This is a genomic window from Rhizobium sp. RAF56, assembly GCF_052113965.1.
Classification (GTDB): domain Bacteria; phylum Pseudomonadota; class Alphaproteobacteria; order Rhizobiales; family Rhizobiaceae; genus Rhizobium.
Window position 1 is genome coordinate 1 of record NZ_JBFRDU010000051.1, and the last position, 14,548, is coordinate 14,548.

Below are 14,548 nucleotides of genomic sequence, written 5' to 3' on the forward strand. Positions count from 1 at the left end.
CAAGAGAAGACAAGAGAAGATGACGATCCCCGATCATCGGCAAATCCGAATGCTTCCTGTCCTATCCGGCGACGGCTCATCGCGCACCTCAATCTTCCGACGAAGGTATTGAATCATCAATGATTCCAAACGTCTACAAATATCCGCGCACAGGTCTCCTAGAGACGCGCCATCCCCAGGATGACACGATGTTGCCTATTGTGTTTTGGTATCGGAAGATATGCAGTCTCAGGGGGCCACGTAGCTTCATCTGCAGCGGAAGGAAGTGAGCGCCCCAAACGCCTGCCCACCACGCCGGCGTACACGCCGCGCTCGTCGTCGGCCACTCATGACATGCTTACAAAGACCGAGTTTCACTGGGTGCCATCGACAACGCCGGATATGAATTTGCCCACGATGTCCCCGTGGGGCGAGTGGATGGAATGGTGCGGGAAGGTTCCGGCATTCGGTATTCCACAGCAGCGTTGCATCCGTCTCGCGCGAAAGCCAGGGCCAGCCTGAGGAGATTGCCGCTTGACCGTCTACCGTTCGCAGAAATGCCTTCGCGACTTCTCATCAACAATGATGATGCCGAGCGACTGCTTCATCTGACGAGAGCGACGTTCGCCTGCCTCGTCGACGAAGGATTCATTCGCAAGGCGCCGAGGAAGGGCTTCTTTCGCTCGGGGAACATCATCGACGGATACGCCGAAGCTGTCCGGCTCTCTCATACCCTGGTCCAACCGATCGCGGACAGCACCCCGTGAAGCTAGACTTAGTGCGATTACCGCCCTTGCGGCATAGTCGGGCAGCAAAGTTAACGCCTACGCGAAGTTTCTCAACCGCGCGCAGCCTGACCAATAGTACCGGGGGATACATCTTGGCTGGATGTGCATAGCATAAAGCCGATTGCTACCGAATTGGGCGTTTAGACGTAGTTACCGTGTGGGCGAGTCTCGAAGCTAGAATGACCGAGGTATCCAGCGCGATCATATCGGCAAGCCGTTGTCGTCATAAAAATCGTCGTGCGCCGATGTTGCGCCGGCCGAAACCGCACGGCGACGTTCAGCCATGAGCTCCCAGAGGACATCCGCCGGCATGCGCGCCGCCGACTGCCGCAATTCCAGTTCAAGATGCTCCAAGGCCTGTTCGACCAACTTGTTGATCGGCTGGCCGCTGCGTTTGGCAAGCGCGTGCGCCAGTTCACATCCAGCTTCAGACCGCGCGGCTTCTTCTTGGTCTGAGCTTTGTCATCAGATCTGGCATGCGTCGCCCTCTCCATGCCGGAGGGCCAAACGGCGGCCGCGGCGGCAGGTTCTTCAGCCGGGCGATCTCGTCGCGTAACAGCTGGTTCTCGAGTCTCAGGCGGGTGTTCTCAAGGTGAAGGGCGGCATTTTCCTCCTGCAGCTGGATGCTGTCGGCCTCAAGCTTATCGAGCCGGGCTTCCGCCTGCTGCGACCGCTCCAGCAAGCCCGTCACCAGACTGCGCAACGCGTTCACTGAAAGCGTGTCGGCATGGGAGGGGAGCCGTCTTTGCCATCCCCGGACCCGAATCATGATTTGCCCCGTCTTAGGAATCCCTGCGCCCACCATCAACTCCCAAAGCGCGAGCTTATGCACAATTCAATGCTCGCCCACTCAAACGCTGCCATCGATTTTGCCCCACGTACCGGACGGGGGTAAGTGGGGCAGATTTGGTGGCGCTGCCTGTTCGTTGGCAACGTCGCTGAATGCAGCCGAGCCGAGCGGCTCCAGTGCTCTGGCCCGTGCGAGAATGATCGCAGGCGACGCGCGGCATTGAGCTCAAGCGCAATGGCTGCCGCGTCGCTGATCCATAGAGACGACGGAGCCGGTTCCCTCATTCCCGAGGCCTTTGCCAACTTTGGAGTACTTGATAAAGCATTCGAAATGGCTGATTTAAGGTTGCGTGGCGGTGTCAAAGATGTGAGCTTAAAACCGCGTTGGCTTCATCATGCATAGCTTGCAAAATATATGAAAGCGGAGTTAGCCGAGGCATCTCTACGGGAGAATGGATAAAGAATGAAAAAAGCGCTGATAACCGGCGTCACCGGGCAGGATGGCTCCTATCTCGCCGAGCTTCTCTTGCAGAAGGGCTATGAGGTTCACGGTATCAAACGGCGTGCCTCGCTCTTCAATACCGATCGTATCGATCATCTTTATCAGGATCCGCACGAAGAGCCTCGGCGGTTGGTTCTGCACTATGGCGATATGACGGATTCTTCCAGCCTTACGCGGGTCATTCAGAAGGTCCGGCCGGACGAGATATACAATCTCGCAGCACAATCGCATGTGGCGGTTTCGTTTGAAGAGCCGGAATATACAGCCAACTCTGACGCGCTCGGCGCGTTGCGCATACTTGAGGCGATGCGCATCCTCGGCTTGGAAAAGACGACGCGCTTTTATCAGGCGTCGACCTCCGAACTCTACGGTCTCGTGCAGGAAATTCCCCAGCGAGAGACGACCCCCTTTTATCCGCGCTCGCCCTACGCGGTTGCAAAGCTCTACGCATACTGGATCACGGTCAACTACCGCGAAGCTTATGGGATGTACGCGTGCAACGGCATCCTTTTCAATCATGAGAGCCCCGTGCGTGGCGAAACCTTCGTTACGCGCAAGATCACGCGTGCGCTTGCGCGTATAAAACTCGGCCTGCAGGACTGTCTCTTTCTTGGGAACCTGGATGCAAAACGAGACTGGGGGCATGCCAAGGACTACGTGGAGATGCAGTGGCTGATGCTGCAGCAAGAAAAGCCTGAGGACTATGTCATCGCTACGGGCGCACAATACAGCGTTCGCGAATTTGTCGATGCCGCGGCCGAGGAGGCAGGCCTCTCGATCACCTGGAAAGGCGAGGGCGTAGAGGAAAAGGCATACGATTCCTCTGGAAAATGTATTGTGTCGGTGGATCCGCGTTATTTCCGTCCGACCGAAGTGGAAACCCTGCTTGGTGACCCCTCGAAGGCCAAGCAGAAGCTCGGTTGGGAGCCCAAGATCACCTTCAGGGAACTGGTCTCCGAGATGATGCGGGAAGATCTAAAGTCGGCCGAACGCGACGAGCTGGTCAAGCGGCACGGCTTTTCCGCCTATGACTATCACGAGTAGACCCATGGATAAGCAGTCGAAGATTTACGTCGCAGGCCACCGCGGCATGGTGGGGTCGGCAATCTCGCGCCGGCTGGCCTCCGGCAGATACGCCAATATTGTCACGAGATCTCATGCGGAACTGGATCTGGCCAACCAAGCCGCGGTCTCGCAGTTTCTGACGGCGGAAAAGCCCGATTATATCTTCATGGCAGCCGCCAAGGTCGGTGGCATCCATGCCAACAACACGTTTCGCGCCGAGTTCCTCTACCAGAATCTCCTGATCGAAGCGAACGTCGTCAACGCCGCCTGGCAGGCCGGCGTTCAGCGCATGCTGTTTCTTGGCTCGAGCTGCATCTATCCGCGCGATTGCCCCCAGCCGATCCGCGAGGAATATCTGCTGACGGGACCGCTGGAGCAGACCAACGAACCCTATGCCATCGCCAAGATCGCCGGCATTAAGCTGTGCGAAAATTACAATCGGCAATATGGCACCCGATATGCCTCGGCAATGCCGACGAACCTCTATGGGCCGAACGACAATTACGACCTGAACAACAGCCATGTGCTTCCTGCCCTGATCCGAAAGGCGCACGAGGCGAAACTGCGCGGCGATGCCGAATTGGTCGTTTGGGGCTCGGGTCGGCCGATGCGCGAATTTCTCTATGTCGACGACATGGCGGATGCCTGCGTGTTCCTGATGGAACGCGGCATAGACGAGGGGATGTTCAACGTCGGCACCGGCGAGGATGTTACGATCAGGGATCTGGCAGAGACGGTGATGAAGGTCGTCGGGTTCGAGGGAAAGATCGTCTTCGACCAGACCAAGCCTGATGGCACGCCGCGCAAGCTGCTGAGTGTCGATCGCCTGAAGGCTCTCGGTTGGCAGGCGGAGACATCGCTGGTCGACGGCATTGAGAAAACCTATGCGGATTACTGCGCAAATATCGCTTGATATGATCGGTCTCCTTGCGAACTCGAAGGGAGGCCCGGGTGTTCAGTGGTTCCTTTTCAGACAGCTCTGTCAAAAACATTCAACCGGCTGAGAGAAATCAGCGTGACTCCACAAACGATGGCGCAGATGCAGGCTTGCGCCATCGATACACGAACGCGGCTTCGCCTTTATTGAGAAGCCATGACCCGCCGCTGAACTTTCATTATGTAGCGACTAGAGTCTCGATGTAGCGACTAAAGTCTCGGCGCTTTTGAACCGCCCCAGCGCCCGTCGAAGACATAAGGCGCTTTCAGTCGCCGCGTCGACCTCCATCCAGCCAGCATCGCTGAATCAGAACAAAGTTGATTTGGGAAACCCAGCCGATTCGAAAGAAGGACTGAAACGTTTATCTTATGATTTTCCGATGAGATCAGTCAAAATGATTTCATCCCCGGCGGCTCTTCCCGCCTGCGATGAAAGGGGATGGATCGAAACGCGGACCATTTGACGGGTCGAGCTAGAGTTTGATCGCACTTTCGTTTCTGTATGGCCTGGACGGATACCGGGGCTTTTCGGCCCGCATGGCAAGCTGAGGATAGAGAAAGATGGCACTAGCAATGTGTCGCCGGCATCGATATCTCCAAAGATACGCGATATTGCCTTTTCGACACAGGCAGCGGTCATGCAGTTCGGCAACAGCAAGATCGGCTGCCGCAAACTTGCGGCACTGCTCACCGAGTGCCAACCGCTGCAGACGGTCTTTCAGGCGACCTGTCCCTACCGTAGGCAGCTAGAGGTGGCTAACAGCTGCTGGTCTTTCTTATGCCAAGGCCAACCCACCCAAGGTGCGCTGTTTTGCCAACGTTAGCGACATTCAGGGTGGACGCAAAGTTGCTCGCCCAGTTCGCGGCTCTAATCGAAAGCACGCCGACGGCGCAAAAGTCCGATCTGCTTCAAAGCCTTGGCGAGCTCATGAACGCACGCCAGAGCCTCGTGGCAGACCGCACCGGCCTTAAGAACCGCAGCCATGTACAACGCGCGAAGCTGCTCGTCCATTGTAAGCGCTGTCTTGGCCCCACCGTCCGGAACAGGGTCGGGATTGTTGATGTTGTGGCCGAACGAGGCTTCGACATATGACGATTACAGGGTTTCCGCATAGCACCAGTGTGGACGTGCCGGTGCAACGGTTTGAGCTTTTCGCCGGCGCAGGCCGCTGCCGCGACTGGAGGGACGAGGAAAAGGATCAAATTATCGCCGAGAGCTACAGCGGCGAGATGTCAGTCAGTGCTGTAGCGCGGCGGCATGGGGTTGTCGCCGGGGCAATTGTTCACCTGGCGGCGGCAGGTGCGAAAGCAGGCGGAGCAAGCGTTGCCGCCGATACTTGTGCCGGTAGTGATCAAGCCCGGCAGAGCGGCGTCCGAAGCCGCGAAAGTCGATGACGGAGAATGCATCTCCAGTTAGCGCTATAGAGCTGGAGTTTGACGGGGCGACGGTGCGGATCGCATTCGGCACTGATGCCGCGACAATTGCCGCCGTCATCCAAGCCTTGAAGGCGTCATCGTGATTGTTCCGTCCGGCGCGGTAAGAGTGATTATCGCAACCAAGCATGTTGACTTCCGCAAGGGTGCGGAGGGGGTTGAACTAGGCAGACGTGACCAGCGCCAAGGCCGCATTCCTTGCCAGTGTTGCACCCGCCCGTGAGAATCTGGAAAATGGAAGGGCAAGCGCTCGATATCAGGCGGACGAGCCACCTTGCGCCAAGCACTTCATATGCCTGCCCTCGGGCGGGTTCGCAGATTGCCGGCAACGCCGGTAGCCAGTGAAAGGATCCCGGATGCGAAGCCGCGTGATGCGGGTGGACCGGTCTCATTGGGGGATGCACCTGCCAGAGCATTTCGGTAAAGATGCCCGCAAAACATGAACGAATATCGCTTAAACGATTGAAATAAAAATATAATATTGTCCATGCGATGATTGCTTGGCTCTCGTCGGTTGTGTCAAAGACCTCGAAATGCGCAATTGCGACGGTTTCCGGTAAGACCGATTGGCCTTGGCAGCCTCGCCCTTCTGTTTCTCGGCCGGGCCGATCTGGCGACGGCGTCACTATCCGCATCCAAGCGGGCTTGTTCGCGTGCCGCCTTGCGCTGGACGAGGCCGCCGGCCCACCATTCGGCGGCGTTGTCGAATTTCGGGCCATGCCACTGTTTGCGGCGGCCGCGCGCCAGCGCCAAACACGAATGGTCCAGCGGGTGACGCCAGCAAAGCCGACCTCGGAAAACCGTTTGTTGCGTCGGGAGTGGCATGGGCCACGGCTGGCTTGAGGCCCCGTAGCTCCGCGAGCTGGCTAACAGTCATTCGCTTGTAGTCAACTGCCATGGCGACAAGCCCTCGGCACGATCCTTCGCGGATTGTGACACAAGGCGGACTCCTGGCGAGCGGTATAACGCAAAGCGCGCGGCTGATAATGCCGCGCGCTCCTGGTGCGTCGGGTGGGCCTGGGCGCGCTCCCAAGCCTCGGCCTTCCAGACTCAGTTGATCTGGCTAAGGCTTCGGCGAGCACACGAAGAAGACTAGATCGGATGGGACGATCTTCTGTTCGTAGAGCATTCTTTCAACATCTGCCATGGCCAGAAGCCATTCCCTGCATTGCGGTTCAGCATTGGCGGCATCGAAGGGAAAATGGCCGACCATATTCATGATTAGGGCGCCGCCGGCTTCTTTCTCTAGTTCGAAGTTGAAATGCATCCGTAGCGACCTCATCAGCAAATGGCCGCTTACAGCCTCGCTGGGATCCATCGCAATCATAGCTTCGACGCTTGGGTTGACGTAGTAGACACGGCTGCGAAACGCTTCGTCAGCCGGCGATTTCGGGTTGTCGGTCTCGAGGAACGGGCGGTATTTGCGAGGCAGTATCGCCAGGACAGCATTGATCCAAGTCACTTGCATTTCCGGGAATTGAAAACGGAATGCACCGATGAATTCCGAACCAATGAGCAGCCCATTTGGTTTCAGGGCGGCTTTAAGGCCTTTGATACAGTTATCAAGGCGCTCGATGTGATGCAAAACCCCTTCGGCAATGATGAAGTCGAATGAAGCAGGCTCGAATTTGTCGGTGTTGAGGTCTGCCACAACATATTCGATGCCGATAAGACCAAGTGTGTCTATTTTGGCTTTCGCGCGCTCAAGGGCCTTGTCGGCAATATCGGTAGCCACGATCCGACCTTCGAAGCCGGAATTGCGGAGCATGATTTCCATACGTCCTTCGTTGGCTCCGAGTAGCAGACAGCTTGTGGATTTCGTGTCACCGACGCACAGGTAGTGTTCGATCGCATATTCAAGCCAATGCTTGTCGGGGTCGCCGGTCATTCTCTGGTTGATGACGCGTAGATAGGCCTGAGATGAGGCCCAAGTCTGGCCGAGGTCGTAAGGCTTATCCGAGTTCCACGGATTGGTATTCTGAGACATTTATCCCTCCTCTTTACATTGACAGCAGGAATAGATCACGGACCGCAGCGGCCGCAAATCCTTGTCTGTACTCGCGGCTGAATATTTGTCTTTGCTTTCATGCTCTCCTGTTCCAGGAGGAACACCTTAACTCGATGTCCATGAAACTGGCAGTAGGCCACGAGGCGGACTCCTGGTCGACCGACAGCGGATCATCCAGCTAGCCGTAAAGCGCGAAGTGCCGGACGGTTGCCGGATTGATGCCGGATGATTGCCGGACAAGGGGGAGAGCGGTGCGCCGCCTCCCTCCTCAACGCGGCCGATTCAAAAGATGAAGTAAAGGGGGAGAGCCGGCCGCGCGGCGTACGGCCCGCTTCAACGCCGATCGCAAAGCAAAGTACGAAGTAACCGGTGTGCCAATCACACCTTGGCGCGATAATTCCAAGGCAGGAGTTCGTCGATCCGGCTCTTCCTGTGGCCATTGACGATGACAGTGAGCGTCCAGGTCAGGTAGGCCAGCGGATCAACGGCCTTGAGTTTGCAGGTTTCGATAAGCGAGGCGATGGTGGCCAGTTTTCGGCTCCGGGGTCATGCCCCTCAAAGACCGCATACTTCGACTCAGCGCAATCGGCCGGATGGTACTTTCGACGCTGTTGTTGCCGATCTCGATACGGCCGTCGGTCAGGAAGAGGCACAGGCCGTCCCAGTATTTGGCGAGGTAGTTCAGGGCTTCGCCGACCGGTAATTTGGCGGCAACGCGGGCACGGTGATGGGCGAGCCATCTTCCCATGTCGGCAATCACCGGGTTTGCTCGCCGCTGTCGCGCAGCCAGGCGGGTTTGCTGATCAAGTCCGCGTACTCGGCTTCGATCCGGTAAAGTTCGCCGATCCGCTTTACACCTTACTCGGCAATCGGCGCAGGTCCGCTGCGGGTGATCTCCACCAGCTTGCGACGGGCATGTGCCCAGCAATGGGCGAGCCAGATGCCGGGCGGACACGGTCCGGCGCGACAAGGCGATTGTATCCGGCATAACCGTCGGCCTGTCATCACGCGCCAACGCCCAGAAATACCCGGTCCTGGTTTTGCGGAGGCTGGATCGAGCACCGGCGCACGGTCTCGTCCATGAAGAGATTGGTCGAGCGCTTCAGGTCGGTGATCAGTGCATCGAAGATTGGACGCAGTTCGAAAGCTGCCCGGCCGACCCAATAGGCAAGCGTGGAGCGGTCGAGATCTATGCCCTGGCGGCTCATGTTCTGCGCATGCCGATAGAGCGGAAGATGATCGGCGCATTTGGGGACTTAGCACATGGTCGACCGTGGCTTCCTTCGGCAATCCCGCCTGGATCAGCCGTGCCGGAGCCGGGGCCTGAACGACGCCGGGATAACGTCCAGCCTCTCCGACGCATCCTCGCCAATGCAATGCAGGCTTCCGCCGCAGGCGCACATCAGGCTTTCCGGCTCCATGGTCTCTTCGATAGGGGGAAGATGGCCGGGAAGTGAGCCGCGATTGGCTGCGCGTGGTCAGGAGCCCCGTTTGCCTGAAGGAGCATCGGCTTCTTCCTCGGCATGGATGGCCGCGATGGCGGTTTCATAAATCCTCAAGCGAAGGATCAAATTCGTCGGGACCGCTCTTGCGCAAAGTCCGCCTGCTTAAATGCGGCAACAAGTTTTTCCGGCCGTTCGATCCGCTCGTCCTTGCGAACTTCACGCGCGGTGGCCGCGATCAGCATCGCCGTCAGGGTGGCAATATCGTCAGGAGGCGCATCTGTGGCCCGGATCGTGGCCATTGCGCGTGCATTGGGGGCCTCGGCATGATATTTCCGTCAAACCGGTGCGGATCATGGTGACCACTAACGAACTGGCTCTCGGAACTCATCCGCGCCGGTCATAATCAGCGTTCGTCGGCTTTCACACATGGTGGCGGAAGTACGCGTCGGCGACAGTCTCTGCATCTGCGTCCATACGGACCTTGCCATGTTCTAGCCATACTACTCGTGTGCAATTGTTGAGGAGCAGTTCCTTTGAATGACTCGCTATAACCAAAATCTTGGTTTTATTTACCAAATCGTGCAAGCGTTCATTTGCCTTCTCCTGAAAGCCTTGATCGCCCGTTGCCAGCCATTCATCCATGATGAGGATTTCGGGCTGAATGACAGTGGATATGGAAAACGCCAAACGAAGCTGCATCCCCGTAGAATAGGTGCGCACCGGCATATCAAGGAAATTTCCGAGTTCGGAGAAATCCTCGATCTCTTTTTGATGTTTCGCAAGATCACGCTTCTTGAACCCCAAAAGAGCACCACGGATGGCGATGTTTTCTCGTCCCGTTGCCTCAGGATCAATTCCCAATGAAATGTTAATTAGCGAGGTGCATTTGCCATTTATCAAAATGCGACCTCCGGAGGGGTAATAGACACCGCTCATGACACGTAGAAGCGTTGTCTTGCCAGAGCCATTGTGACCGACGAGCCCAAGTCGTTCACCTTCCTTAAGGCTCAGGCTCACATTCTCAAGCCCGCGAATGATGACGTGGCCCTCGGAATTGGAACCGATTGTGCCGCCTGTTGCAAGGCTAAATACCTGGTTCTTTAGTGATCTGCTTTTCGCATTGTAGATGGGAAAATCTACGGTGACAGTTTCGAGGTCCATTGAGGTCATATTTGCCTGCGCCCGCCGGGGTCGATAGAGGATATTCATAGCCAGTATGTAATTCGTGAGCGATATCTGTTCAGAAACACAAGCGCGATCAGCCATCCGATGATTGCCATCGCGATGACCGCGAACCAGTTGAGCAGCGACCCGGTGCCACCGAGCAATGGATCCCTGATGACACTGACTAGGTGGTAAAAGGGATTGAAATCCAGCATCAGCCTGGACCTAGCCCCACCTGGGAGACGATCAGGCTGCCACATGATGGGCGTGACATACATTCCTACCTGCATAATGTTTTGTATGATTTGGGTTAGATCCCGATACCGGGTACAAAGGACGGCCAATATTATCATCATCCAAAGAAGGTTCAACGACACAAAGAAAAAACCAGGTATCGCAAGAAGAGCGTAAAACGTAACAAACCTTCCGAAGATCAGTAGAACTATCGGAAATATAACCAGATTGTGAGCCAATATAATTGTATTTCTCCACCACGTTCTAAGGACGTACGTGAAGAACGGGATGGGCAACTGCAACATTGTCTCACTGTTGGCGATGAAGCTGGCGCAACCCTCGTTAACCAGCTGCGAATAATAACCCCAAACGATTAGGCCAACGCATATGAACGGAAGAAACTCCGACATCGGCGTATTGAAGATCGTTCCAAAGACCAGTCCCAGAGCGCCAATCAGCACCCCCATATTGATCGTCAACCAGAAGGCTCCGACATTCGAGCGGCGGTATCTCTGCGCAACATCCTGCCATCCAAGTAGTGCCGCCAACTGAAAATTGGCGATGGAATTCCAGACGTCCTCAAAGGCAGTGATCTTTTGCGAGGTTGCCTTGGTCATTAAGTTGCAGTCTCCAATAGGTCACTTGTTTCGTGGGTCTCGCGGTTAACACATTAGAAATGGACTTAATAGTGATTGCGCGTTAATTTAGCTCGGCGCGACATCAGCGGTCGACGACCCTGCCACTTTCCTCCCAAGCCTTCCACCAAGCAGATCGATCTGCCGCTTGTCTTCGCACGCTCGCTTGCTCAACGGCTTCTGAAGCCAGGCATAGAAGCCGCTGGGATGGATGCGCAACAGGCGGCACATTGTCCGCACCGAAAACCGCTGTTGATGCTGGGCAACGAACGCGTACTTCATTTTACATCCTTGGCGAAATACGCGGCCGCTTTCCTAAGAAACACATCGTTCGGCGGGCATGAGTTCAAGCTGGTATCCCAAGGATCGAGCACGACGCTGCAGGTTTGCCAAGACCCGGCCACGATGTCGCTCGTCGTAGGCAAAGGCTCCTGGATCGCGGTACACCATCCCAAATCGAAGAGCGTTATAGAAATGGACGGCGATCTTGCGTGCCGTCGCCGTCACGGCTTTCTGCTTTCCGATACGCCCTGCCAAACGTCGATAAAATGCACCCAACGCCGTATCGCTCCGGCCAATCGTGGTGGCTGCCAGCCGCAGAGCGACTCCGCCCGGCTCGATGATCGACGCGTTCTTGACGAGAGCAGTCTGCCGCCAGATATCTTATTGCCGGGAGCTAGGCAAAGCCATGATGTAAAGTGCTTAGCGGTAGGCCAAGCCCGCAAATCTGTGCCGCACTCGCCTATCAACTTCAGGGCAAGTGATGAGCCGGGGCCGTGGATTTGCGTCAAATCTATTCCGACGAGGCCGTACAATGCGGCGCGAACATCGAAGGACGGCGCGTTCACCTGCTTCGTCTTCGTTCGAATTTTTGGCAAAGGGGCAAGCGGCACATCAACCTCGGCGGCCATTGAAGCAATTGCCAGCTCAAGCTTACGATCGCATTCGAGCATCTTCTGCTGATAGAAGTCTTACAGTTCCAGCGACTGGGAGAGCGCAAAAACGTGCTCATCCCGATCATTCCCAATCAGCGATGCCCGTATTGTCTCGATCGAGGAGTGGCAACGACTATCGCGCAAGGATGCCAGGGCATCTGGATCACGCTTTCCGGAAATGATCGCCCGGATAATTCTCATGCCCGTCACGCCGGTGATGTCGGACACGACATGATGAAGCTGCAGGTTCATCTCCATCAACGCCTTCTGAATGTGCTTTATATGGGCGGCAGCATATTCGACCAATCGTTCTCGTTGCCGCAGATAAGCACGCAATGTGGCAATCCGTGCATTCGGGCGAAAGCTTCCTCTAAGCAGGCCGTAGGAGTGCAGTTGACGGAGCCATGCTGCATCGCTGACGTCGGTCTTGCGGCCTGGGACATTCTTCGCATAGCGAGCATTGACCAAGATGACCTCGAAGCGGTGCTGCTCCAGGACCTCGAATGCCGGAATCCAATAGACGCCGGTCGACTCCATAGCGACGCTAGTGACCCCGCAGGACTTAAACCAGTCGGCGAGATTGTGCAGATGGTGGGTAAAAGTACCGAAGGTGCGGATCGGCATGACATCGCTGTCGGGGTTCACGGCAGCCACATGCATCGTCGAGCCGATATCGATGGCAGCGGCACCGGGGTTCATACGCCTGAGGTTCTGAGCGTCAGATCGTATTGTCTTGGGCATGGCTCTCCTCCTTTGGATAAGGGAGGGCTGGGCCGCGCAAGTTCGTCATTTTCCTAACCGGGATCACCACCGAAATGGCGTCACCACTCTCAAGTACGTAACGGCCCATGTGCCACGTTTTTTAACGGGGTGAATTCCTCCAATAAGCAGTCGGCAACTCCCCTCCGACCATCAACCTACTACACCCGTTTCTACCGCGCACAGGCGGACCAAAGCCCGTGATCGTTTTTTAGGATGTCGCGCTCCTCGGTCATTCGAGCCAGCTCCTTCTTGAGCCGCCTGATCTCTTCGGACTGATCGTCGCCTTGGGTGCCAGACGCCGGGGAGAACTTCTTATCCAGTCGTAGAGAAATGCTGGCTCACACCCAGCCGCTGCGCAACTTCGCCAACGGGATAGCCYCGTTCCGTGATCTGACGCACCGCGTCRCGCTTAAACTCTTCGCTGAAATTCGATTTGCTCATGATGMTCTTCTTGCCTCAAATTTAGGAAAGAAGSYGTCTACAAATCTCGGGGCTATTCAGTCCCGAATCGTGGGATTTTGCTGCACAGCGACAGTTCGATCACATTCAACGACAGCCACAGCCGATGAAGCGAAGGCGGAACCGGCGGGTCCAGCCGTCGATGTCAAAACGCTGCACGCCAAGATCGGTGAACTGACACTGGAGAACGATTTTTTATCCGGTGCGCTCGGCAAGGCGGGATTGCTGGGCGGAAAAAAATGGTCGACCGCGAGCACAAACTGTCGCTCGCACGCCAGGCGAAGCTTCTCGGCTTCAACCGTAGCAGCACCTACTATTCTCCACGTCTAGTACCCGACGGCGATCTGGCCCTGATGCGCCGGATCGACGAACTGCATCTGACTTTCCATTTGCCGGAAGCCGAATGCTGCAAGGGCTTTTGAGGGGAGAAGGGCTGGAAACTGGGCGGCTGCACTTCTCCACACTGATGAGGAAGATGGGCATCGAAGCGATATCCCGTCGCCCGAACACCTCGAAACCGGCACCCGGGCACAAAATCTATCCCTACCTCCTGAGAAAGCTGGCGGTCACCTGGCCTAACCAGGTCTGGGCGATGGACCTGACCTGCATCCCCATGGCGCGCGGCTTTGTCTATCTCTGCGCTGTCGTGGACTGGTTCAGCCGAAAGGTTTTGTCGTGGCGGCAGTCGATCACAATGGAAGCGGCATTCTGCATCGAAGCGGTTGAGGAAGCGCTGGCTCGTTATGGCAAGCCCGACATCTTCAATACGGACCAGGGATCGCAGTTCACCTCCGTGGACTTTACGGCGGTGCTGAAGAAAGCGGAGATCGCGATCTCGATGGACGGCAAGGGCGCGTGGCGAGACAATGTCTTCGTGGAACGGCTCTGGCCGTCGATCAAATATGAGGAGGTCTAACTCCACGCCTACAAGACCGTTTTCGAGGCCCGCGCTGCCATCGGCCGATATCTGAGCTTTTACAATAGCCGACGCCCACATTCATCCCTTGACCGGCAGACCCCGGATCAGGCCTACTTCAACGCGCTGGCGCCAATGAGGGTGGCAGCATAATCGAGGCGGAAATCCAATTAGCAAAACGCCCGAAACTGTTCAGACAAACCGAGCCACTTCTATGAGAGGGTCACCGCAGCAACCAGTGGAAATCAACAACCCCAGGGAATTTTCGTCACGCACACAGTTTTCTCAGCGTATGATTTACGATAAAGGGGATTTCCCGAGCGAAGACGCCTCAAATTAGAGTGGATCTAGACGCAGTGGCATGAAGTTACGCAGTGGTTAGACAGCGCCGGCACAGTTTGGCGAAGCGGCTCTTCCCAAACACAGGTCACGGGCTCATCCCTTTCCGCGATGTGGTCCTCCGTCGGATAAGTAGCAGGCATGATTGCGTTTTTAAC

Annotated in this window: 7 protein-coding genes and 6 pseudogenes; 4 read left to right on the forward strand and 9 right to left on the reverse strand. The window is 56.4% G+C overall.

Annotation, left to right across the window (positions count from 1 at the left end; translation table 11 throughout):
* Positions 1–968: 968 nt before the first annotated feature.
* Together AB4048_RS26025 and AB4048_RS26030 are read right to left on the reverse strand one after the other, a co-directional pair.
* Positions 969–1,136, reverse strand: a complete 168-nt coding sequence (locus AB4048_RS26025; protein WP_442204896.1) for a hypothetical protein — start codon at positions 1,134–1,136, stop codon at positions 969–971.
* A 47-nt stretch (positions 1,137–1,183) separates the two neighbouring features.
* Positions 1,184–1,536, reverse strand: a pseudogene (locus AB4048_RS26030) (IS66 family transposase); the annotation flags it as partial.
* 483 nt (positions 1,537–2,019) lie between these two features.
* Between AB4048_RS26030 and gmd the strand changes: the two are divergent.
* The 3 genes from gmd to AB4048_RS26045 all read left to right on the forward strand — a co-directional run bounded on the left by gmd (position 2,020) and on the right by AB4048_RS26045 (position 5,454).
* Positions 2,020–3,102: a GDP-mannose 4,6-dehydratase gene (gene gmd / locus AB4048_RS26035; protein ID WP_442204883.1), complete on the forward strand. Its 1,083-nt coding sequence runs from the start codon at positions 2,020–2,022 to the stop codon at positions 3,100–3,102.
* A 4-nt stretch (positions 3,103–3,106) separates the two neighbouring features.
* Entirely contained in the window at positions 3,107–4,036 is a 930-nt protein-coding gene (fcl, locus tag AB4048_RS26040) for a GDP-L-fucose synthase (protein WP_442204884.1), read from the forward strand.
* Positions 4,037–5,148: 1,112 nt separating this feature from the next.
* The gene (locus AB4048_RS26045; protein WP_442204885.1) at positions 5,149–5,454 is read left to right on the forward strand and encodes a transposase; all 306 of its coding nucleotides are present in this window, start codon (positions 5,149–5,151) and stop codon (positions 5,452–5,454) included.
* Between the two features lie 1,102 nt (positions 5,455–6,556).
* On the opposite strand, the gene AB4048_RS26050 is transcribed toward AB4048_RS26045, so the two are convergent.
* From AB4048_RS26050 to AB4048_RS26080, 7 genes and pseudogenes are all read right to left on the reverse strand, one after another.
* Positions 6,557–7,480, reverse strand: coding sequence for a class I SAM-dependent methyltransferase (locus AB4048_RS26050; RefSeq protein ID WP_442204886.1), 924 nt, complete (start codon positions 7,478–7,480; stop codon positions 6,557–6,559).
* A gap of 399 nt (positions 7,481–7,879) precedes the next feature.
* Positions 7,880–9,245, reverse strand: a pseudogene (locus AB4048_RS26055) (IS66 family transposase).
* A 121-nt stretch (positions 9,246–9,366) separates the two neighbouring features.
* Positions 9,367–10,116, reverse strand: a complete 750-nt coding sequence (locus AB4048_RS26060) for an ABC transporter ATP-binding protein (protein WP_442204897.1) — start codon at positions 10,114–10,116, stop codon at positions 9,367–9,369.
* A gap of 35 nt (positions 10,117–10,151) precedes the next feature.
* Positions 10,152–10,961, reverse strand: a complete 810-nt coding sequence (locus tag AB4048_RS26065) for an ABC transporter permease (protein WP_442204887.1) — start codon at positions 10,959–10,961, stop codon at positions 10,152–10,154.
* A 115-nt stretch (positions 10,962–11,076) separates the two neighbouring features.
* Positions 11,077–11,294 (reverse strand): annotated as a pseudogene (locus AB4048_RS26070) (IS3 family transposase); the annotation flags it as partial.
* Positions 11,295–12,655, reverse strand: a pseudogene (locus tag AB4048_RS26075) (IS110 family transposase).
* Positions 12,656–12,882: 227 nt separating this feature from the next.
* Positions 12,883–13,117, reverse strand: a pseudogene (locus tag AB4048_RS26080) (transposase); the annotation flags it as partial.
* A gap of 126 nt (positions 13,118–13,243) precedes the next feature.
* Here AB4048_RS26080 and AB4048_RS26085 point away from each other — a divergent pair.
* Positions 13,244–14,204, forward strand: a pseudogene (locus AB4048_RS26085) (IS3 family transposase); the annotation flags it as partial.
* Between the last annotated feature and the right edge of the window lie 344 nt (positions 14,205–14,548).